Annotated in this window: 14 protein-coding genes and 1 pseudogene; 6 read left to right on the forward strand and 9 right to left on the reverse strand. The window is 69.8% G+C overall.

Features of this window, described 5'->3' with window-relative positions:
• The 5 genes and pseudogenes from ACWGE1_RS24485 to ACWGE1_RS24505 all read left to right on the forward strand — a co-directional run.
• Positions 1-439, forward strand: a pseudogene (locus tag ACWGE1_RS24485) (potassium-transporting ATPase subunit B); the annotation flags it as partial.
• Between the two features lie 22 nt (positions 440-461).
• Entirely contained in the window at positions 462-1139 is a 678-nt protein-coding gene (locus ACWGE1_RS24490; protein WP_453422627.1) for a potassium-transporting ATPase subunit C, read from the forward strand.
• 123 nt (positions 1140-1262) lie between these two features.
• On the forward strand, positions 1263-1946 hold the full coding sequence (locus ACWGE1_RS24495; protein ID WP_453422628.1) for a response regulator: 684 nt from the start codon (positions 1263-1265) through the stop codon (positions 1944-1946).
• A 4-nt stretch (positions 1947-1950) separates the two neighbouring features.
• On the forward strand, positions 1951-4497 hold the full coding sequence (locus ACWGE1_RS24500) for an ATP-binding protein (protein ID WP_453422629.1): 2547 nt from the start codon (positions 1951-1953) through the stop codon (positions 4495-4497).
• Positions 4498-4727: 230 nt separating this feature from the next.
• Positions 4728-6218, forward strand: coding sequence for a M1 family metallopeptidase (locus ACWGE1_RS24505; RefSeq protein ID WP_453422630.1), 1491 nt, complete (start codon positions 4728-4730; stop codon positions 6216-6218).
• A gap of 16 nt (positions 6219-6234) precedes the next feature.
• Here the strand turns inward: ACWGE1_RS24505 and ACWGE1_RS24510 are convergent, their stop codons facing one another.
• The 4 genes from ACWGE1_RS24510 to ACWGE1_RS24525 form a co-directional block, all read right to left on the reverse strand.
• Entirely contained in the window at positions 6235-6927 is a 693-nt protein-coding gene (locus ACWGE1_RS24510; RefSeq protein ID WP_453422631.1) for an N-acetylmuramoyl-L-alanine amidase, read from the reverse strand.
• Between the two features lie 462 nt (positions 6928-7389).
• A complete protein-coding gene (locus ACWGE1_RS24515) occupies positions 7390-7926 on the reverse strand; it encodes a hypothetical protein (protein ID WP_453422632.1) in 537 nt (178 codons plus the stop codon).
• A 43-nt stretch (positions 7927-7969) separates the two neighbouring features.
• The gene (locus ACWGE1_RS24520; RefSeq protein WP_453422633.1) at positions 7970-10651 is read right to left on the reverse strand and encodes a transcriptional regulator; all 2682 of its coding nucleotides are present in this window, start codon (positions 10649-10651) and stop codon (positions 7970-7972) included.
• Positions 10652-10963: 312 nt separating this feature from the next.
• Complete coding sequence (locus tag ACWGE1_RS24525; protein WP_453422634.1) at positions 10964-11425, reverse strand: hypothetical protein; 462 nt, start codon at positions 11423-11425, stop codon at positions 10964-10966.
• A gap of 311 nt (positions 11426-11736) precedes the next feature.
• On the opposite strand from ACWGE1_RS24525, the gene ACWGE1_RS24530 reads away from it, so the two are divergent.
• Positions 11737-13944 carry an endonuclease gene (locus ACWGE1_RS24530; protein WP_453422635.1) on the forward strand — a complete coding sequence of 736 codons (2208 nt, stop codon included), beginning with the start codon at positions 11737-11739 and terminating at the stop codon, positions 13942-13944.
• 92 nt (positions 13945-14036) lie between these two features.
• Here the strand turns inward: ACWGE1_RS24530 and ACWGE1_RS24535 are convergent, their stop codons facing one another.
• The 5 genes from ACWGE1_RS24535 to ACWGE1_RS24555 all read right to left on the reverse strand — a co-directional run bounded on the left by ACWGE1_RS24535 (position 14037) and on the right by ACWGE1_RS24555 (position 21697).
• Positions 14037-16082: a M36 family metallopeptidase gene (locus ACWGE1_RS24535; RefSeq protein ID WP_453422636.1), complete on the reverse strand. Its 2046-nt coding sequence runs from the start codon at positions 16080-16082 to the stop codon at positions 14037-14039.
• 30 nt (positions 16083-16112) lie between these two features.
• A complete protein-coding gene (locus ACWGE1_RS24540; RefSeq protein ID WP_453422637.1) occupies positions 16113-18038 on the reverse strand; it encodes a M28 family metallopeptidase in 1926 nt (641 codons plus the stop codon).
• Positions 18039-18546: 508 nt separating this feature from the next.
• Positions 18547-19206 (reverse strand): HAD family hydrolase, encoded by a 660-nt coding sequence (locus ACWGE1_RS24545; protein WP_453422638.1) that lies wholly within the window; start codon positions 19204-19206, stop codon positions 18547-18549.
• A gap of 71 nt (positions 19207-19277) precedes the next feature.
• Entirely contained in the window at positions 19278-20243 is a 966-nt protein-coding gene (locus ACWGE1_RS24550; protein ID WP_453422639.1) for an LLM class F420-dependent oxidoreductase, read from the reverse strand.
• Between the two features lie 86 nt (positions 20244-20329).
• Entirely contained in the window at positions 20330-21697 is a 1368-nt protein-coding gene (locus ACWGE1_RS24555; protein ID WP_453422640.1) for a mycothione reductase, read from the reverse strand.
• Positions 21698-21833: the final 136 nt, after the last annotated feature.

Consider the following 21833-nt stretch of genomic DNA (forward strand, 5'->3'; position numbering starts at 1 on the left):
CACCTCGGCCGCCAAGGAGGCCGGTAACATGGTGGACCTGGACTCCAACCCCACCAAGCTCATCGAGATCGTCGAGATCGGCAAGCAGCTCCTGATCACCCGCGGCGCCCTGACGACCTTCTCGATCGCCAACGACGTGGCGAAGTACTTCGCGATCATCCCGGCCATGTTCGCCGTGGTCCACCCGGGCCTCGACAAGCTCAACATCATGGGCCTGTCCTCGCCGAACTCCGCGATCCTCTCGGCCGTCATCTTCAACGCGCTGATCATCATCGCGCTGGTCCCGCTCGCCCTCAAGGGCGTCCGGTACCGGCCCACCAGCGCCGACAGGATGCTCCGCCGGAACCTGGGGATCTACGGCCTCGGCGGCCTGATCGCCCCGTTCATCGGCATCAAGATCATCGACATGCTCATCTCCCTCATCCCCGGGCTCGCCTGATTTAGGAACGTGCTGATCCGCCATGAACAACTCTGTAAGCAACACGGCGCGCCTGATCGGCGCGGGCCTGCGGGCCCTGCTGGTTCTGACGGTCATCTGCGGCGTGCTCTACCCGCTGGCCGTCACGGGGATCGCCCAGGCCCTCTTCAGCGACAAGGCCAACGGCTCCGAGATCAAGGACAGGAGCGGCACCGTCGTGGGCTCCTCCCTCATCGGGCAGACCTACAACCTGCCGAAGCAGAACCCCGACGACCCGCAGGAGGCGGCGAAGCCGGACCTCAAGTGGTTCCAGCCGCGCCCCTCCAACGGCCTGGGCAGCAACAGCGTCAACACCCAGTACGCGCTGATCCTCTCCGGCGCCACCAACAAGGCCGCCGACAACCCGGACCTGGTCAAGCTGGTCGAGGACGCCAAGGCCGCGGTCATCGCGGACAACACGACGGCCTCGTACAAGGTGCAGCCCCAGGACGTCCCGGCCGACGCCGTCACCTCCTCCGGCTCCGGCCTGGACCCCGCCATCTCCCCCGAGTACGCGAAGCTCCAGGTCCACCGCGTCGCCGAGCGCAACAACCTCGACGTCAAGCAGGTCGACAAGCTCGTCGCCGAGCACACCCAGGGCCGCACCCTCGGCTTCATGGGCGAACCGCGCGTCAACGTCCTCGAACTCAACACCAGCCTCAAAGCACTGACCCAGAACTGAAACTCCGCACGGCAAAGGTCTGAAGCCGGCGGGACGCGCATCCCCCCGGCTTCGGCCGGGTGGCGGAACCGGCGTCCCGCCGGCTCACCCCCGTACCCACCGAAAGAGGAAGGCGCCACACCGATGATCAAGGTGCTGGTGGTGGAAGACGATGCCCGGCTCGTCCGCGCACTCAAGATCAATCTGGAGGCGCGGAAGTTCGAGGTGGAGACGGCTTCCGACGGAAACACCGCTCTGCGGCTGACAGCCGCACGCAGGCCGAGCGTCATCCTGCTGGATCTCGGCCTGCCGGACATGGACGGCGTCGACGTGATCAAGGGGGTACGGGAGAACAGCGGCGTGCCCATCCTCGTCCTGTCCGCACGCCACACCTCCGAGGAGAAGATCCGGGCCCTGGACGCGGGGGCCGACGACTACGTCACCAAGCCGTTCAGCATGGACGAGCTCCTCGCCCGGCTGCGGGCCGCCGTCCGCCGCCGGGAGGCTCCGGCGCCCGCCGACGAGATCGCCACGGTCACGACCGAGGACTTCACCGTCGACCTGGTCGCGAAGAAGGTCAGGCGGAACGACCGCAGCGTTCGGCTGACCCCCACCGAGTGGCATCTCCTGGAGATCCTCATCACCCATCCCGGCAGACTGATCAGCCAGCGGAAGCTTCTGCTCGAGGTCTGGGGCCCGACGTACTCCGAGAACACCAACTACCTGCGGGTCTACATGGCCCAGCTGCGACGCAAACTGGAAGCGGACCCGTCGCACCCGAGATATCTGATCACCGAGCCCGGCATGGGCTACCGCTTCGAGGGATGACGTCATGGGACGCGGCACGTTTCGTATCTATCTGGGCTCGGCCCCCGGCGTCGGCAAGACGTACGCAATGCTCTCGGAGGGCCACCGCCGGGTGGAACGCGGCACCGATGTCGTCGTCGCCTTCGTCGAGCACCACAACCGGCCGCGCACCGAGGTGATGCTGCACGGTCTGGAACAGATCTCACGGCGGGAACTGGAGTACCGGGGATCCGCCTTCACCGAGATGGACGTGGACGCGGTCCTCGCCCGCCGACCCGCCGTGGCGCTCGTGGACGAACTCGCCCACACCAACGTGCCCGGCTCGCGCAACACCAAGCGCTGGCAGGACGTCGAGGAACTCCTCCAGGCCGGCATCGACGTCGTCTCGACCGTCAACATCCAGCACCTGGAATCCCTCGGAGACGTCGTCGAAACGATCACCGGGGTGCGGCAGCGGGAGACCGTTCCCGACGAAGTCGTGCGGCGCGCCGACCAGATCGAGCTCGTGGACATGTCGCCCCAGGCACTGCGCCGCCGCATGGCCCACGGGAACATCTACAAGCCCGACAAGGTCGACGCCGCCCTCTCGAACTACTTCCGGCCGGGCAACCTCACCGCACTTCGCGAACTCGCGCTGCTCTGGGTCGCCGACCGGGTCGACGAATACCTTCGGGAGTACCGCGGCGAACACGACATCCGCACCACCTGGCAGGCCCGCGAACGCATCGTCGTCGGGCTGACCGGCGGCCCGGAAGGCCGCACGCTCATCCGCCGGGCCGCCCGCCTCGCAGAAAAGGGCTCGGGCGGCGAGGTCCTCGCCGTCTACATCGCCCGCAGCGACGGGCTGACCGCCGCGTCGCCGAAGGAACTCGCCGTCCAGCGCACCCTGGTCGAAGACCTCGGCGGCACCTTCCACCACGTCATAGGCGACAACGTCCCCGACGCCCTGCTGGAGTTCGCCCGCGGGGTCAACGCCACCCAGATCGTCCTCGGCGTCAGCCGCCGCCGCTCCTGGCAGTCCGTCTTCAGCCCCGGCGTCAGCGCCACGGTCGCCCGCGAGTCCGGACCCGACCTCGACGTCCACATCGTCACCCACGACGAGGCCGCCAAGGGCCGCCGCAGCCTGCCCGTCCCCCAGGGCGCGCGGCTCGGCAGGCCCCGCATCGTCTGGGGCTGGCTCACCGGCCTCGCCGGTCCCGCCCTGCTCACGGTGCTGCTGAGTCAGGTCGTACCCGAGCTCGGCCTCGCCAACGACATGCTGCTCTTCCTCACCTTCACCGTGGCGGCGGCACTCCTCGGCGGGCTGCTCCCCGCCCTCGCCTCGGCGGCCTTCGGGTCCCTGCTCCTGAACTACTACTTCACCCCGCCGGTCCACCAGCTGACCATCTCCGACCCCAAGAACATCGTCGCCATCGCGATCTTCGTCGGCGTGGCCGTGTCCGTGGCGTCCGTGGTCGACCTGGCCGCCCGACGCACCCATCAGGCCGCCCGGCTGCGCGCCGAGTCCGAGATCCTCTCCTTCCTGGCCGGCAGCATCCTGCGCGGGGAAACCGCCCTCGACGCACTTCTGGAGCGGGTGCGCGAGACCTTCGCCATGGATTCGGTGGCCCTCCTGGAACGCGGTAGCGACGTGGATCCGTGGACGTGCGCCGGCAGCACCGGCCGCGGCCCCGTCGCCCGCCCCGAGGACGCCGATGTGGACATGCCCATCGGCGAGAACATGGCCCTGGCCCTGACCGGCCGGGTCCTGCCCGCCGAGGACCGGCGCGTCCTCGGCGCCTTCGCCGCCCAGGCCGCGGTCGTACTGGACCGCCAGCGCCTGGTCGACGAGGCCGAGGAAGCCCGCCGCCTGATCGAGGGCAATCAGATCCGGACCGCGCTCCTCGCCGCCGTCAGCCATGACCTGCGCACGCCGCTCGCAGGCATCAAGGTCGCCGTCACCTCCCTGCGTTCCACCGACGTGGAATGGTCCGAGGAGGACCGGGGCGAACTCCTCGAAGGCATCGAGGACGGAGCCGACCGCCTCGACCACCTGATCGGCAACCTCCTCGACATGTCCCGCCTCCAGACGGGCACCGTCGTCCCGCTCATCCGCGTGACCGACCTCGACGAGGTCGTCCCGATGGCCCTGGCCGGAGTCCCCGAGGACGGCGTGGACCTCGACATCCCCGAGACCCTGCCCATGGTCGCCGTCGACCGGGGCCTCCTGGAACGGGCCGTCGCCAACATCGTCGAGAACGCCGTCAAGTACAACCCGGCCGGCCGGCCCGTCCACGTCTCCGCCAGCGCCCTCGCCGACCGTCTGGAACTACGCGTCGCGGACCGGGGTCCGGGTGTCCCCGACGAGGCCAAGGACCGGATATTCGAACCCTTCCAGCGGCACGGGGACGCGCCCGCCGGCACCGGGGTGGGACTTGGGCTGGCGGTCGCCAGGGGCTTCCTGGAGGCCATGGACGGCACCCTCACCGCCGAGGACACTCCCGGCGGCGGCCTGACGATGGTCCTCACCCTCCCCATCGCCAAAGACGCCCGTCCGGTGACCGGCGAACTCCCGGCCGACGCCACGACGTGACCCGGTGTCGGCTCACCGACCGCCCCGGCCGACCCCGGGGTCACGTTCAGCGACCATGACGGTCACCGGCTTCCGCATCGGCCGGAGGAGAGCGGGGTGCCACGGGTGCCACCGGTGCCACCGGTGCCACAGCGAGGACCCGCCGCTCGTTCTGCTCGAACGCTCCGCAGGGGCGACGGGCTCGGCGTGGCGGGGTCGGGGCGCTCGGGGGCTGGGGCATGATCGGCTGCGTGAAGACTTCCGGCCGTCTGGCCGCCTTCGCGGTCGCGGGCCTGCTCACCGCACTCCCCGCGTGCTCGGAGTCCGACGGCCGCGGCGGCGGGGCGGGCGCCCGTACCGGCGCAGACGCGAGGGCGGGTGCTCGTACGGGCCCGGACGCCGCTCGGACGGAGGCACCCGGCGCGGGGTTCCGGGGCGGGCATCCCGGTGCCGCGGGCGCCGGAGACCCGTACTTCCCGAAGCTCGGCAACGGTGGCTACGACGTCACCCACTACGCCCTCGCCCTGGCCTACGACCCCGGCAGCGGCCGCCTCGAGGGCACTGCGGAGATCACCGCGAAGGCCACTGCGGACCTCAGCGCCTTCAATCTCGACCTCCTCGGCATGCAGGTGCAGAGCGCCACCGTCGACGGCCACAAGGCGCGGGTCCGGCAGGACGGGCAGGAGCTGACCCTGCAGCCGCGCGATCACCTCAGGAAGGGCGCCGCCTTCCGCAGCGTCGTGCACTACGCGGGCACGCCGGAGTCGATCACCCATGACCACGGGTGGCGCGAAGGCTGGTTGAGGACGGGCAACGGAGCGGTCGCGTTCGGTGAGCCGACGGGCTCGATGTCCTGGTTCCCGGGCAACCATCACCCCTCGGACAAGGCCTCGTACGACATCACCGTCACGGTCCCCAAGGGGGTGCAGGCGGTCTCCAACGGGCTGCTTCGCGCCCAGCGCACCAGCGGCGACCGCGCCACCTTCCACTGGCACCAGGCCGAGCCCATGGCCAGCCATGTGGCGACCGTGGCCATCGGCAGCTACGACATCAGGACCTCCCGGACCCGATCGGGCATCCCGGTCGTGTCGGCGATGGACACGACCGCGGGCGTGGACGAGGACGGAGCGGTCCTCGGCCGGTTCCCCGAGATCATGGAATGGGCCGAGGGGAGGTTCGGCCCCTACCCCTTCTCCACCGCCGGGGTGATCGTCGATCAGGCAGCCGATGTGCCCTACGCCCTGGAGACGCAGACCAGGCCGACCATTCCGGCCGGCATCTTCCACACCACCAACGTGGTGCACGAACTGGCCCACCAGTGGTTCGGCAACTCCGTCACCCCGCGGACCTGGCGGGACATGTGGCTCAACGAGGGCTTCGCGACCTATGCGGAATGGCTGTGGACCGAGGACCACGGCGGGGCCAGCGCCCAGGATCACTTCGACCGCAACCACGCCAAGGCCGCGGACGACGACGAGTGGGACTTCCCGCCTGCCGAGCCGCCGAGCGCTTCGGACATCTCCGGCCAGCCGGTGTACGTGCGCGGCGCAATGGTGATCCACAAGATCCGCCAGACGGTGGGCGACGAGGCCTTCCGCACCCTGGTGCGGGGCTGGACCCTGCGCCACCGCCACGGACACGCCTCCACGAACGACTTCACCGCGTACGTGGAGGCCAGGGCCGGCCGGGACCTCGACTCGATCTGGGACTCGTGGCTCTACGGCGACGGCAAGCCCGCATGACGGGGCCGACGCGGTGTCAGGCCCTGATGCGCCGGCGGGCGGTCTCGACGAGCTCCATGTACTTGTTCCAGTTCCACACGGGCCCGGGGTCATCGTGAGTGGACAGCGGGACCTCGACGTGGCCCAGAATGTGGTCCCGGTCGACCGGCACGTCGTACTTCGCGCAGATCGTTGCCGTGAGCACGGCGGATGCCTCGTACATCTTGTCGGTGTAGAGCGGCTGATCGGTCCAGCCTTCGTGCTCGATGCCGATGCTCCGGTGGTTGTACCAAACGCTGCCGGAGTGCCAGGCCACGTCGCGCTCGCGCACGCACTGGGCGATCCGCGTACCGGTTGCGCTGATCATGTAGTGCGCGGACACCCTCTCGGCGGGGTCCTTGAACTTGTCGAACATGACCGGCAGGATGTCCGTTGTCAGGTGAATCACAACGTATTCGATGGGATACGCCTCGGGACGGTCGGAGGCCGTGTAGTTGGACTCGGAGGCTTCGACCCAGACCGCAGGGGCGTAGTCCACCGAGGGGTCCTTTCGCGTGGTCGCAGGCGGCCCCGCGGCGATGGGGGCCTTGCGCGCGGGACCCGGCAGCGCAGTCTTCACCTTCTCCTCGGACCTCATCAGCTGGGGCAGCCCGACAGCGGCCAGAGCCGTACCCGCCGCGCCGGCAGCACCCCACAACAGCCGTCGACGGCTAAGCGGGCTGTCTTCCATGGCCACTCCTCATGAGGTCGAGCAGGCAGGCAGAGGACGACGCGCCGCGAATCGTGGCATCACGATGCATAGGCGGCACATCACGTAATCTGATGCTTCACCAGTGCCCGCACCCCGGCAAGCCGGTCCTCCACCACTCGGCGCACACGCTCACCCCTGACCGGGCCCGTCCCCACCGCACGCCGCGGCGTAGCCTGCCCGACTGTGGACATGGGACGTGTTGAGCGACAGCTCCGCCTGATCACCGAGGCCGTGCAGGTTGCCGGAGCTCTCGGGGCCGAGGTGTGGCTTCGCGGTCGGTCCGCAGGCCCAGATCGAGATCAAACGGATGATGCCCGTCTGGGCTCCCTCGCGGCCTCGGCGGAGGAAGGACGCCGAGGACATCGCCCGTCTGGAGGCAGCCCTCGGAACACGGGGGAATCGGCCTGGGTGAGGTTCTCGGGCGCCGGAGCGCGCAGGTCCTCAGTCGGTGCGAAAGCCCTTTGCGACGAGGGCGTCCCGATCGACACGGTCCAGCCGAATTCCTCTGCCGATCACTTCGACGAACTCGTCGTGAAAGACGAACACATAGTGCCGATGCGCTTTCAGCAAGGACCTTCCGTAGTGGCGCATGGTGTATTCATGCTGCTCAGCCAGCCAGGGCGAGTCGTCCATGACGTAGGCCCAGTCGCCGTTGGCGGGCCGTTCGTACGGCAGGTACTCCCCGCCGGTCACCTTGATCGCTTCCAACCGCTCGAAAGTCAACCGCCCCAGCTCGCCGGGTTCCCCACTCTCGGACGAGTCGTGGGTGTCGAAGTAGATGGCGGTGGCCCATCGACCGAGGTCGTCCCCTTCCCTGTTCTCGTCCCAGACCCCGTCATCGTCGTCCCGGCCCCACTCGTCGCTCGTCAGGGGCAGAAGGCCGTGGAGCACCAGAGGCATTGCAGTGAACGAGGGCGACAGGGGCACATCGACGGTGCTCAAAGGGCCCGCCGCCGGGCCCGTCAATTTGTCAGACATCACCGCGCCATTCTTGACTCGGGCCGCACAGGCTGTCCATGAATTATCTGCGCGGGCCGGCACTGCCTCGCGTCGGCGGCCGGCGGGCCCAACTCGCAAAGCGAAGGGGTAGGGAACGTGTGCCATTGGCCTCGATCCCGTACGGCCACAGACTCCTCAAGTAGCGCTCCCCACCCGGCCCGAGGTCGGCGGCTTGCAGGGCGAGGCGTTCGGCCGCTCGACGGTCCCCGGCCTTCTCCCGTATCTCTGCGAGCCGGATCAGGGCCTGGCTGCTGCCGTGGTCGGCGGCCAGCGCGTAGAGGCGTTCGGCCTCGTCAGGGTCCCCGGATTCTTCGCGGTCCCGCGCCATCAGGATCAGGGTGTGGGTGTAGCCGTGGTGGGCGGCTTGCCGGGCGAGGCGTTCGGCCTCTTGGTGGTCCCCGGCTTTGTCGCGTCGCAGTGCCAGACTGCTCAGGGCAAGGGTGCTGCCGTGCTCGTCGGCGGCCTGCTGGGCCAGGCGTTCGGCTTCTTGCAGCTCCCCGGCCTCCGCCCGTGTCTCCGCCAGGAAGCACAGGGCGAGGATGTCGCCGTAGTGGGCGGCTTCCCGGGCGAGGCGTTCGGAGCCGTGACGGTCCCCTGCCGCTTCTCGTGCCTCCGCCAGACCCACGAGGGCAGAGGTCACACTCAGGTCGGCGGCACAGTACGCGCCACGCTCCGGTTGGGCGAGGCGTTCGGCCTCGTGATGGTCGCCGGCCTTCTCCCGTATCCCCACCAGCTTGCTCAGGGCCCAGGTGTTGCCCTCGTCGGCGGCCAGGGTGAGGAGGCGTTCGGCGCCGTGAGCGTCCCCCGCCTCCGTCCGCAGCACTGCCAGCCGGTAGAGGGCGTCGGTGTCGCCCTCCTGGGCGGCCTGCAGGGCGAGGCGTTCGGCCTCGTGAGCATCCCCGGCCTTCTCCCGTATCTCCGCCAGCCAGAGCATGGCGCTGGTGTTGCCGTGGTCGGCGGCTTGCGTGTAGAGACGTTCGGCGTCGGCAACGTCTCCCGCAACGTGCCGGTGCAGTCCCAGTTGGTACAGCGGGTGGAAGTTGCCGTGCCGGGCGGCTTGTTGGACGAGGCGTTCGGCCTCGTCCCGGTCCCCGGCCTCTTCCCGTCTCTCCGCCAGACTGTAGAGGGCGGAGATCTCACCGTGCTCGTCCGCCTGTCGGGCGAGGCGTTCGGCCTCGTGACGGTCCCCCGCCTCCTCGCGCTTCTCCGCCAGCAGCATCAGGGCGTAGGAGTCGCCCTGGTCACCTGCTCGGGCGAGGAGGCGTTCGGCCTCGTGATGGTCCGCGGCCCCTTCGCGCAGCCAAGCCAGCCGGATCAGAGCCCAGGTGTCGCCGTGATCGGCCGCCTGCGTGAAGAGCCGTTCGGCGTCCTTGTCGTCCCCGGCCCGGCTCTGCGCCTCGGCCAACCGGTGCAGGGGATGGGTCTCTCCCTGGTGAGCGGCCTGCTGGGCGAGCCGCTCGGACCAGCGCAGGCGGTGGCGGTCGAGGGCGGCCCAGGCGAGGGCGCTGAGGTCGTGGGGGTCGGTGAGATGGTCGCAGGCGGCCTGCCAGAACGGGGCGGGCGGGCACAGCGCGCGCCGAGTGGTCCGAGCGTGTTGTTCGAGGCAGCTCGCCAGCCGGTAGAAGGGCCCGCCCGAGGACGTCGCCGGGTCGTTCCCGTCGACGGAACAGGGGGTGCTTGCCCGCAGGGGCGCATCGCCGGTGCCGTTGGGGGTGGTGGGGGTGGTGGCTTCTGCGAGACCTTCGGCGAACCAGTTGTCGGGGGCTGCTTCACGCCCGGTCTCGCTGAGGTAGCCCCAGGCCGCCTGTGCCAGGCAGGCAGCCGGCAGGTGCGGGCCCACGCCCAGACGCGCGTAGTCCATGGCGGCCGCGAGCACCGCCCTCGCCGGCGCCGACGCGTTCTGGAATCGTTCCACCATGGCCGGTGCGCCTGCCAGGTACGGGGCGACCTGTCCGTTCTGCGCCTGACCGAGCGCGTCGGCCAGCACGGAATCGGACTCGGCCAGCCTCGTCAGGGTTTCCGTGGCGGCGGGATCGAACGCGTCGGGGACCCTGACGGTCCGTCCTGCCAGCACGCCCCACGCCCACGGGTAGCTCCGGGGACCGGCGACGATCTTGCGGTGGTCGGCCGGAGAAAGGGTGCCCAGGACGAGTACCGGAGTGCGGGCGGGGTCGCGGAGCAGGGCGCGAAGGGCGGCCGAGAAGCGCTCACCGGCCTCGGAAGGTGCGCCGAGATGGCGCTGCGCCTCGTACAGCCAGATGACGGTCCGCGGGCCGATCTGTTCAAGCTCGGCAATCGTGGCGTCGACGTGCGTGGGCTCGTAGGGGTGCCACAGTCGCCAGCCGTGCTCGGCCAGGGGCTGCAGGGCCTCCCAACACGCGCGTGTCTTGCCGCTGGAGGGCTCCCCGACCGGGAACAGCATGCCGCTCTCTCCGGCGAGCGCCGCCTCGACCACGTCGGCCAGAGCGCAGTCGTGCGGGCGGGGGACATAGCCGGGCAGGCTGGTGAGCCGCCCCCCGTCCGTACGGCTCGACGGGTTCACGGGACTGGGGTGCGCCTTCAGGCTGAACGGATCGAGGTCGCGGATGGCCACCCCCAGACCGGCCCGGGCCGCCGTATCGGCAGGTCGGCTGCCGGCGTTGTCCCGCAGCGCCTCCACGGCGGCCTGCGGATTCATCAGGCTCTCTCGTTCCTCGGACACCATGTGTTCAATTCCCCCTTGTATGTCGGTTCGCCAACTCCCCTGAGATGCCTTGCCGACAGATGGGGGCGACAGTCTTTTCATCGTGCGGCTCAGAATGTGCCGCACATCGTCCAAACGGCGAATTCGATCTCACCGACCCTGTACGGGTGATGGAGAATTCGCATGAGTGCCATCCGGCGGCTGACTCTGGTCACAGCCACATGGGCCGCCGCGCCCTCGACGCAACACCCTATACGCCACTGCCGTATGACCTGGCATCAATTAGTTCCACGGGCAGGCCCTCGGCAGCGCGGCCGGCGATGGACTCCGGCCCTACGTTCCCGAGGTGCCGGCGAACCCGTCGATCACGATCACGAGTCCCACGCAGACCATGGCCAGGAACAGGGCGCCCTTCACACACGAACCGAAGTCCAGCCCGGGCCGTGCCCCGGCGTGCAGGACCTGCTCAGGGCGCTCGGGAAGGTAGCGCACCGGAACGGTGTCTCCCGTCGCGCAGGGAATGTCCGTGGCCATCTCGGCCCGCACGTCCCGCCCGTCCGGCGTGTGGAACCCGAGGACAAGAACCCGCCGGCTGGTCACATACCCGTCCGAGGAGCGGCGGTTCGCCATGTAGGTCTCCAGGCATCTGGCCTCTGCCACCAGCCCGTCCCGGAAGATCCGTCTGTTCGCCCTACCGCTGCGCAGCAGGAAAACCACTCCCCCGGCTCCCACGGCCGCAACCAGCAGCCCGCTCGGCGCCATGCCCGGCCCGTCCGCCAGACCCACAGCAAGCATCCCGTACCCCTTCGTCCATGACCCGACTCGCGCCCCGTGCGCGAGCACATCCCCCTGAAGATGCGCCGCGCGGCTCAGTGGTTCCCCTTTACGGGCCCGGATGAGGAAGCGCGCCGCTTCCGCGTCCGCGGTGGTCTGGGACAGGGCGCCGGTTCGCCATTTACCGGCCGCCACAAGAAATTGACGGAGCAACCACTCCGGAGCGCCCCTCTGTTCGGCTGAGCGGCGCCCAGGCCCAGTGCCCATACTGAAAAGAGGGGAGGAACTCCGACATCTGAGCATGAAAAGTGCCGCCGAGGAGGCGAGCCGAGATGACAGTGGAGCAGTTGTCACAAGTCGACAAGGGTTTCCTGGAGCAGATGGAGGATGCCAGTCGGCGCTACGCAAGCCGTACCGGAGAGCGTGACGGCCACATGGAGGCGCTCGAGCAGCACGGCATCCTCTATGCCGACACCCAGGAACGGGTCAGTAGAAGACTGAACCGTCTGGGCGTCGACTGGGCGATGGCCACAGCGATCGAGCAGACACCGGCGACCGCCACGACCGGTACCAGCCTGGATCTGGACCGCGAGCTGGTCAGCACCGACCTGTTGATGCTTGAACGGTTCATGGGCCGCAACGATCTCATCGGAATCGACTACCTCGAAGGCGGCTTCCTCGCCGCCCGCTCGGTCGGCCGGATCACCGTCCGGAGTCCCGCGTCGTCCCACCACGGAACCGGTTTCCTGGTGTCCCCCTCACTGCTGATGACGAACAACCACGTGCTGGGCTCCGCCGAGGAAGCGGCCGCCGGAGTGGTCGCGTTCAACTTCCAGGCGGGCCTGGACGGACAGCCGCTCGTTCCGGTCGTGTTCCAGCTCGATCCGCAGAGCTTCTTCGTCACCCACCGTGACCTGGATTTCACCGTGGTTGCGGTCTCCGGCCGCTCCCGGGACGGTCAGCCGCTGGCGGCCTTCGGGAGACTGCCGCTCAAGGAAGCTCAGGGCAAGGCCGTCATCGGGGAACTCGTCAACATCATCCAGCACCCCAACGGCGAGCCCAAGCAACTTGCCCTCCGGGACAACCAGATCGTGGACGTGCTCGACGACTTCGTGCACTACTCGGCCGACACGGCGCGCGGCTCCTCGGGCGCGCCGGTGTGCAACGACCAGTGGGAGGTCGTGGCACTGCACCACGCAGGCGCTCCCCGCAAGGACCGCGACGGCAACGTGCTGGCCGTCGACGGAACCCGCTGGCATCCGAGCATGGGGGAGCACCGGGTGGACTGGAAGGCCAATGAGGGCGTGCGGGTCAGCCGCATCCTCGGCATGATCCAGCAGTTCCCGATGTCCGGCGCAGCCGCAGCGCTCCGCGCGGAGCTGTTCGCGGCCGGCTCGTCCCTGCACCCCGTGGAAGTCTCGCCGCCGACGGTCCTGACGGACCGGACGAATGGCGCCGCGCCCCCGAGCGCAATGATCGCCGGGAGCGGTCAGCAGCACGCCACGGCAGGATCCGTCCACTGGAGCGTCCCCCTGCACATCAGCGTCAGCCTCGACGCCGACGCCCTGCAGCCCCGGGCCGCATCACCTGCTGCGGGACCGGCGCAGCGCGCGACCACGCCCACGCCCTCGTACGTGGGGTCGCCGGACGGGATCGGAAGGATCGACGGCCAGTCGCCCGCCGAGCGGGACCTGGCAGCCGCCCTGGTCAACCTCGCGGCCTTCAGTGGCCGCCCCTACTTCGACGCGGCCGCGGACCTGATCGCACGCGACGCCTACTACGCGGGCATTCACGTCGGCAACCCCACAAGCCTGCGACTCGCGCTCACCGAGCATCTGGAGTCCACGCACAAGCGCCGGCCGGCGTACAAGCCGATGCGTCTGCTCTACCCGTGGGTGGACCTGCACCCCGACGAGCAACTCCGCGGCATCTACTCGGGCCAGGGCTTCACTCCGCAGGAACTCATCGAGGCCGACGCGGCGGTGGAGGCCGCCCGGATCGGACGCTGGCAGGAGTTCATGCTCCACGAGAGTGCGCCCGGCCCGGAGGCCATCGAAGCCGAGCTCGACCTCCTGGAGGCGTCGCTGCCCTTCAACTGCGAACACGTCGTGCCCCAGTCCTGGTTCACCAAGAAGGAGCCCATGCGCGGGGACCTGCACCATCTCTTCACCTGCGAGCCCCCGTGCAACAGCTTCCGCGGGAACATCCCCTACTTCGACTTCCCGGACTTCAACGAGGTCGTCATGCAGGGCTGCGGGCGCCGGGAGCCGGGCAAGTTCGAGCCCTCGAAGGGCAAGGGGCCGGTCGCCAGGGCGACGCTCTACTTCCTGCTCCGCTACCCCGGCAAGATCGGTGACGAGGCGCGCGAACTCCAGCGCACCGGCCTCGAGGTGCTGCTGAACTGGCACAGGGAGAATCCGGTGGGCGTCTACGAGCAGCACCGCAACGCGGCGATAGCCGAGATGCAAGGCAACCGCAATCCGCTGATAGACCACCCGGAGTGGGCCGAGGAGATCGACTTCGCAGGTGCCTGGCCCTGAGGCGACGATCCCGTCGGGTACATCCCCCGCGCCGGTTCCTCCTGGAGGAGCCGGCGCGGGGGCGCGAGGGCGAGGGATGGAGGCGACCGTTGCTAATCCTGGGATCCGGGCGGGGGCATGGCCACGCCGCCCCGGCAACCGTCGAAGGACGCGTTGGTGGCGACGGCGTCGAAGCCCATGGCGAAACGCGCGAAGGCTTCCCAGGCTCCGGTGCGGACGACCGCGAACTCGGCGCCGGTCAGCGATCCGCCCTCCATCGCCCTCAGGGCGCGCAGGATCGCGTCGCGGGCGCCGAGGAACGACGGGTTGCGCGGGGTGAGCTTCATGCCGTCCACAACGGCCTGCCAGATCACCCGGTACCCCCGCTCCTTGCTGTCGAGCGCGGCGGAGGTCTTGCGGACCAGTTCCATGAGCGTGGCGCACCAGATCTCGCCGACGTTGTGGACCTCCCGGTAGTTCAGGTCGGGGTTGCCGGGGACCTTGCCCCTGCGCAGGCCGATGTGCGCGAACGTGCCGGGGTACTGGCTGTCGTAGGGCCGGTTCCGGATGCCGCCAGGGTCGTCGATCACCCAGTTTCCGAGGACCGTACGCTCCTCGGCCCGCGAGAAGTTGACGATGCTGAGCGCGAAGAAGTCGCCCCAGCCTTCACCCATCGACGCCGACTGCTGTTCCCGCAGGCCGTTCGCGTCGGCCAGGCCGCCGACGAGGCGGTTGCTCACCCCGTGGCAGAACTCGTGGTAGACGACGTCCGCATCGAGCGCCGTATGACGGTTCGTCCCCTCGACCAGGCCCATGTTCATCTCGGCGGCCAGGCCGTCGGCCCGGGTGGCCATGGTCGCCGTGCCGTCTATCTCGACCGGAATCGCGAAGGCGTTGACGGGGTCCGCGCCCTTGCCGCGGCCCGTGACGTTCACCTTCTGGAAGTTGCCGAACTCCTCCGTGAAACCGAGCATCATGAAGAAGTCGTGCATGTAGTTGCAGAAGTAGAAGATGCTGGTGACCAGATGCTCGGGACTGTTCGCCAACGGGTTGAAGACGGTGATGCCGTCGCCCAGACCGACCTGGGCCTCGAACGGCAGACGGTTCCCCCCGAGTGCGCGCACGTTGTTTCCCTCGGTCGCCACGCTCCCGTTGGTCGGTTTGGTCCATGCGCCCGGGAAGTCCGCGGGCAGTCCGGCGGGCACCAGCGTCGGATAGTCGGTCAGCGGTGGCGGGAAGGTGACCTGGACGAGGGCTCCCTCGTTCGGGTTGTGTCTGAAGACGGTCCCGGCGACCACGTGGTTGGTCGCATCGTAGAAGTAGAGGATTTCCGGGGCCTCGGCGTCGACGCCTTCCCCGGCAGCCTCGACGAAGGCGTGGTACTGGACGACCAGGTTCTTCCGCGAGAAAGTGAAGAACCAGGTGAGCCGTGCCTCCTTGCCCATGTACAGGTACACGAGCCGGGCCGGAATGGCTTCCTCGAACGGGCCGTTGGAGAAGGTGAGTGGCTGGTTGTTCCCGGGTTGGGCCGACAGTCGCCGGAAGCCCTGGGACACGTCGAGGGCCGGGAGTTCGTCCGTCCCGAACGGCCCTTCGAGAGTGACCGCCTCGGCAGCCTTCGCCGCCGCCACGGCCAGAGCAGTCTCCGGGGAGACCACGGGCGTTGCCGGGAGGTCGGCCGAGAGGCTCGCCGTATCGCCGACGACCCGCTCGACCGTGCCGTCGTCCAGCAGCCACACCTTGGGCGACATGCCCCACACCTCGATGCCGTTGAGCATCTGCTGAAGGCTCACGCTGCGCATGCCCGCACTGGTCGCCGTCACCGAAGGGTCGGCCTGGAACTCCGCCGGCTCGTCGGCCGCGAACCCGATCACCTCGGAGACGGAATCGACGTACTCCTTGGCCCGGTTGATGTAGAAGCTGTCGGGTGTCTCTTCCGGTGCAGGCGAGCGCAGCCTTTCGAACGCCGGGGCGCCATCGGCCCTCAGCTCACCCAAGTGCCCCGTGAACCGGTTCACCTTGTCGGGATCGACGATGAGGGAATGCTGCACCTCTTCCGCCACCCGTTCCCGTGCGGTGTCGGCAAGGAAGCCGTCGGACCCGGCGACCTCTTCGAAACGGTCGTAGGTCATGTCCCGCTTGTCGATCAACGTGGTCATGCTCACCACCTGCTCCCCGCCATCGAGTTCTCAAAGACCTGCGAGCGTGAGAGCAGCCACCGTCACGCCCCGTGCGATGTCCGTCGCGTACTCCGCATCGTGGTCCTGGTCGTCGACGGTGTCGCCCGGCCTGTGGTACTGCCGCGTACCGGTCGCGGGTCCGCTTCCGTCGAAGAAGTTCTCGCAGACGGCGACGGCCGCCCAGCCGCGCTCGTGGAAGCTCGCGTGGTCGCTCCGCCCCGCGGCAGGATCGTCGGCTCCGCCGAGCCGGTCGAGCGTGAGGCCGGACGACACCGCCGAGGTGGCGCGTTCCAGGCAGTCGCCGAGCGCGTCCGAGGAGTCCCCGGCCGGCCCCGGCACCGCCGAGCCCGCGTGGATCTCCATCGTGCGTGCGCCGTTCCGGCGGCCCGCGATCATGTCCATCTGGAAGACGCCGACGATGCTGTCCCCGGCGGAGGCGGCCGCGCGTGCGTACACCTTGCTGCCGACGAGCCCCTGTTCCTCGGCGTTGAACAGGACGAAGCGGACGGTGTGTGTCGGGGTCCGGCCCGCGGCGACGATCGCCGCCAGGCATTCGGCCGAGGCCAGGACCGCCGCGACACCGCTCCCGTCGTCGTCGGCACCGGGCGCCGGATCGACTGCGGGATCGTAGCGGCGTGGCAGGCCGTCGACGTCGACGAACTCGCCCTGTTCGGCGGTCGAATCCAGATGGGCCGTGATCAGGACGGCCCCGTCCGACCCCTCGACGTGGTACTCGGCCTCGACATTCGCGATCCGGTGGCCCCGCCAGGTGAACCTGCCCAGCCGGACCGTCAGGCCGAGCTCGCGCAGCCGCCGGGCCAGCGCGTCGACCACGAGCGGATTGTCTCCGCTCGCCGCATCCCGGCTGCGCACCTTCAGCGGGGCTCCCTCGACGAGCGGTTCGGCGCCCGAGAGCTGGGAGACGTACATGCGCATCACGGCCGGGGTGACGGCCGCGCGCACCGCATCGACGGTCGGCGCGGTCGGCATCGCGGGGGCGAACCCGGCGGCGAACCCCGCCGCCGGCGCCTCGCCGGGGCGGGACAGGAGGGCGGGATCGGGCAGTAGCCGTTCGGTGTGCCCGGGCCGGGCGCCGGGGACGTGGACTCCTTCGACCGCAGCGTCGGCGGGCGCGGCGAGGTAGACACCGCCGGGAGCCGGACCGAGCGACACGACGGCCGCTCCCGAGGCGGCGAGCTCGCCCGCCACGAAGGCGTACGCGGCAGAGGCACGCATGCCCGCTTCCACCTCGGCCCGGTCCTCGGCGGGACCGGTTGCAAACGCCGCTGCGGCGGCCACCGGGCGGTCGTCCCTCAGCAGAAAGGCCGCCGCCTCCTCCACCGGACCCCGAACATCGTTGGTGAACCCGGCCTGTTCCAGGGTGCTCACACCCTGCCCGGTCGCCATGGCCAGAACCAGCCGGTCGGAGGCGACGTGCACGGGGACGACCTCGGAGGTGTTCGCGACCGCGTCGAGCTCGGCCAGACTTCTGCCGTCCGGCAGACCGATCCGTGTCCAGAAGACGGGGCGGCCCTCGACCGCGGCCCTCGCGAAGACCGGATGGGCCGCGGTACGCAGGCCCGCTGTGCGCGCCACGGCTCGCTCCTCGGGGTCCTCGCCCACGAAGACGCACTTGTCGGCCGCCTCGCCGGCACTCCCCACGGCTTCGTCGAAGATCCCGCGGGTGGACTTGGCCCCCCAGTGCCTGAGCTCGGCATCGGGGAACCGGCCCTCGAAGGCGGCGTCGAGCGCTGCCTCCGCACGGGCCCGGGCTGCGTCGCCCTCGCCGGGGTTGGAAATGATGCCCTTGCGCACCGGCGCAAAGGAATCCAGTACTTCGATGACGCGTGCACGGGGGCGGAAGCTCAAGGAGCCGTCGTTTTCGAACGTCACGTCGGCGAGCGTTGCCCCGATGTCGAAGAACAGCACGGACATCTCGGAGCCTTCCGAGAGATCATCGGACTGACCGGCACCCCGAGCCCCCGGGCCGGATCGCCCCAGCCATGTCGCGCCCGCGCATCGGCGTCAGGCTCCATCGGCTGCACTCGTCACTCGGGCTTCCGGTACGTCCAATTCTCCCGGGGGCGGCGGGATACCGCATCCGGAGCACACCTGTACCGCCGGGTCGTTGTCCGTACCGGTCGGGTTCGCCGGGAGGGCGCCGGCGCGCCCCGATTTCGTTTCCCCGGTCAGGACCTCACGCAGGCTCAGTCGGGAGGTTCCGGCACCGTCGGCTCTTCGGTGGGAGAAGGCTGCTCCGGGGGGTCGGCCGGGGGCGGCCTGTCTCCGGGGCCGGCGGGGTGCGGGTCGCGGGGGACCGGATCCGGCCCGTCCGGAGTGGGCCCGGGGCCCTCGGGTTCCGGCTCGGTGGATCGTTCCATGGAGATCACCTCGTGGTCCGGGTCGTTCTCGTACGCACTGCGCCTACCCTGCGGGTCATCGCTCAAGCGGCGAACGGACTCTTGTCGATGTGCGCGAGCAGGTCCGCGGGGTGCCGGTAGACCGCCCGGGCGCCGGCCTCTTCGAGGTCGCGCCTCGGGATGCCGCCGCAGAGCAGGCCCACGCACGCCACGTCGGCCCGGGAGCCTGCCTGCATGTCCCAGACGGTGTCGCCGACGAGTACGGCGCCCTGCGCGGGGGCGTCGGCGAGGACGAGGGCGTGGTGCACCGGATCCGGTGCGGGCTTGCCCTCGCTCACGTCGTCGGAACTCGCCGTCGCGGTGATGGCGTCGTCGGCGTCCACGGCCCGTCTGAGCGCGTCGAGCTCGGTGTCCTTCGCGGACGTCACGAGCACGACCCGCCAACCCCGTCGGTCCAGCTCGCGCAGCAGATCCGCTGCCGAGTCCAACGGGGGCAGCCGGTCGAAGTACGTGCCGTACAGGGTGCTGTGCGCGGCGCTGAGCGTGTCGTCCTCGCTCGTATCCCGGTCCTCGCCCAGCAAATGGGCGAGGAGGTTCTCACCGGGCAGTCCGATCGCGCGGTGGATGTCGTGCATCGCGATGTCGTGGCCCGCCTGCCGCAATGCCTCCCACCAGCAGACCACGTGCAGGTGATTGGTATCGGCGAGGGTGCCGTCGACATCGAACAACGCGGCGCGGTTCATGTCTGCCTCCCGCAGGTCTCAGCGACCGGGCTCGTGCCCGAGCTCGGTCCCGTTCACGGAGGAAGCCGTTCTCACAGCTCCCCCAGAGCCGGCAGCAGCTTCGTCTCGGACCAGTCCAGGAAGGGCTCCTGCCGGTCGCCGCCGATCTGGATCAGGGCGACCTCGGTGAATCCCGCGTCGGCGTAAGGGCGCACCGCATCGACGAAGGTGTCCACGTCATCGCCGCACGGGACGGCCGCGGCGACGTCCTCGGGCCCGGTGTGCTGCGAGGCCTGGGCGAAGGCCGCGGGGCCGGGGAGTTCCGCGTTGACCTTCCAGCCGCCGAGCGCCCAGCGGAACTGGTCGTGCGCCCGGGCCACCGCCGCGTCGCGGTCGGGGTCGTAGGAGACCGGGAGCTGGGCCACGGACGGTTTCCCGGAGCCTCCGTTCGCGCCGAACGCGGTCAGCAGCTCCTGCCTCGGCTCCGTGGCGATGAGCAGATCGCCGTAGTGGCCCGCGATCTCGCAGGAACGTTCTCCGGAGACGGCGATCCCGATCGGCGGCGGATCGTCGGGGAGGTCCCAGAGCCTGGCGTTGTCGATGTCGAAGTGGCTGCCGTGATGGCTGACGTACCCGCCCGCGAACAGGGAGCGGATGATCCCCACGGCTTCCTCGAGCATGTCCAGGCGGACCTGGGCGGCGGGCCAGCCCGCGCCGACGATGTGCTCGTTGAGGTTCTCTCCCGAGCCCAGACCCAGCCGGAAGCGCCCCTGCGACAGGAGCTGCATCGTGGCCGCCTTCTGGGCGATCACGGCGGGGTGGTAGCGGAACGTCGGGCAGGTCACGTACGTCATGAGCGGGATCCGGGAGGTGGCCTGCGCGGCGGCGCCCAGAACGCTCCATGCGTAGGGCGCGTGCCCTTGGGCCGCCAGCCAGGGAAAGGAGTGGTCGGAGATGACGGAGAAGCCGAACCCTGCCCGCTCCGCTGCCACCACGTGGTCGACCAGTTCCCGCGGCCCGGCCTGCTCGGTCATCATCGTGTACCCGATTCGCACCATATCTGGCGCCTTACCACTTCGGCTTCGTTGAAACGCGCCCCGTGCGGGTCGGATCGCCGGTACGGGAGCGGTGGCGGCGCCGGGACTCACAGGCCGAGGTCGAGGAGGGCGTTCTCCACGACCTCGGTGAGCGCGGGGTGAATCCAGTACGGGGACCTGGCGAGGGTCATGGCGTCGATGCCCAGTGTCGCCGCGAGGACGAGGGGCTGGATGAGGGTGGGCGCCTGCGGGCCCATGAGGTGGGCACCGAGGAGACGGCCGGTGCCGGGCTCGGCGAGGACCTTGCAGAATCCGGTGGTGTCCTCCATCGCCCACCCGTAGGCGACATCGCCATATCTGGCCGTGCCCACCAGGTAGTCCAGCCCTCTGGCGCGGCACTCCTGCTCGGTGGCACCGACCGAGGCGATTTCCGGGCGGGTGAAGACCGCCGCCGGCACCGGTTCGTGGTCGGCTGCGATCAGGTCGTCCGGGTGCCGGAGATTGTGGGCCACGACCTCCGCCTCGCGGTTGGCCACGTGCTTCAGGGGCACCGGCGAGCAGATGTCCCCGAGCGCGAAGACGCCTTCCGCCGTGGTGCGCTGATGCCGGTCGACGATCACTCGGCCGTCGTCGTGCGTGGTGATTCCGGCCGCTTCGAGGTCCAGCCGGTCGCTGTTCGGGACGCGGCCCACCGCGACGAGCAGCATGTCCGCCTCGACCGTCGATCCGTCGTCCAGGGTCAGCCGTAGCGCGCCCGGCCGACCGCCGACCGCCGTGACCTCCCGGCCGAGCCTGAGGTCGTAGCGGGAGCGGACCAGATCGGTGAACTGCTCCCGGACCGTCTCGTCCTGCGGGCCGAGCAGGTGCTCCTCCTTCTCGACGATGGTGACGGAGCTCCCGGTCTCGGCGAACACATCGGCCAGCTCCGCGGCGATGTAGCCGCCGCCGAGGATCGCCAGGTGCCGGGGCGGAGCGTCGATGCGCATGACGGTGTCGGACGTCTCGTACGGCAGGCCCGCGTCCGCGACGGGTCCGGGGATCAGCGTCCGACCGCCCGCCGCGACGACGATCTGCCCGGCGCTGATGTCGACGGACCCGTCCGCCCGGTCGATGCGCAGGGTCCTGGGGCCGATGAACCGGGCCCTGCCCTCGTACACGGTGACCCAGTCCTGCTGCTCCCGGCCCGTACGGCCTTCGTCCCGTTCGGCGTCCAGCCGAGCGAAGACCCGGTCGCGCGCCTCGCGCCAGCGCACCGCTCGCAGCTCGGCGTCCACGTCGTAGGCCCCCGCGTCCCGGACGGTGCGGGCGACGTGCGCGGTGTAGGCGAGCATCTTGCTCGGGATGCATCCGGCGTTGAGGCAGGTTCCGCCGAACCAGCGCTCCTCGACGATGGCCACGTCCAGATCGGCGAACGAATCGTCGATGACGGCGTTGCCGGATCCTGCACCGATGACGACAAGATCGTGGTGACGCATCCGGTCAGCCTATGAGCCCCTCTGCCAAGCCGGCGCGCCGGCGCGCTGGTTACCCGCGGCTGCCCCCGACCATGGTCCGTCCAGATCTTCGCGCTCTTCAGAGGATCAGACGGACATCGGACCTCAAGGGGCCGGT

Source organism: Streptomyces sp. NPDC054932, assembly GCF_053610205.1.

Excerpts from the sequence above, each read along its gene's own strand:
- ACWGE1_RS24490 (WP_453422627.1), top strand. The coding sequence starts at position 462 with ATGAACAACTCTGTAAGCAACACGGCGCGCCTGATCGGCGCGGGCCTG.
- ACWGE1_RS24495 (WP_453422628.1), top strand. The coding sequence starts at position 1,263 with ATGATCAAGGTGCTGGTGGTGGAAGACGATGCCCGGCTCGTCCGCGCA.
- ACWGE1_RS24500 (WP_453422629.1), top strand. The coding sequence starts at position 1,951 with ATGGGACGCGGCACGTTTCGTATCTATCTGGGCTCGGCCCCCGGCGTC.
- ACWGE1_RS24510 (WP_453422631.1), bottom strand. The coding sequence starts at position 6,927 with ATGGAAGACAGCCCGCTTAGCCGTCGACGGCTGTTGTGGGGTGCTGCC.
- ACWGE1_RS24515 (WP_453422632.1), bottom strand. The coding sequence starts at position 7,926 with ATGTCTGACAAATTGACGGGCCCGGCGGCGGGCCCTTTGAGCACCGTC.
- ACWGE1_RS24520 (WP_453422633.1), bottom strand. The coding sequence starts at position 10,651 with ATGGTGTCCGAGGAACGAGAGAGCCTGATGAATCCGCAGGCCGCCGTG.
- ACWGE1_RS24525 (WP_453422634.1), bottom strand. The coding sequence starts at position 11,425 with ATGCTTGCTGTGGGTCTGGCGGACGGGCCGGGCATGGCGCCGAGCGGG.
- ACWGE1_RS24530 (WP_453422635.1), top strand. The coding sequence starts at position 11,737 with ATGACAGTGGAGCAGTTGTCACAAGTCGACAAGGGTTTCCTGGAGCAG.
- ACWGE1_RS24535 (WP_453422636.1), bottom strand. The coding sequence starts at position 16,082 with ATGACCACGTTGATCGACAAGCGGGACATGACCTACGACCGTTTCGAA.
- ACWGE1_RS24540 (WP_453422637.1), bottom strand. The coding sequence starts at position 18,038 with ATGTCCGTGCTGTTCTTCGACATCGGGGCAACGCTCGCCGACGTGACG.
- ACWGE1_RS24545 (WP_453422638.1), bottom strand. The coding sequence starts at position 19,206 with ATGAACCGCGCCGCGTTGTTCGATGTCGACGGCACCCTCGCCGATACC.
- ACWGE1_RS24550 (WP_453422639.1), bottom strand. The coding sequence starts at position 20,243 with ATGGTGCGAATCGGGTACACGATGATGACCGAGCAGGCCGGGCCGCGG.
- ACWGE1_RS24555 (WP_453422640.1), bottom strand. The coding sequence starts at position 21,697 with ATGCGTCACCACGATCTTGTCGTCATCGGTGCAGGATCCGGCAACGCC.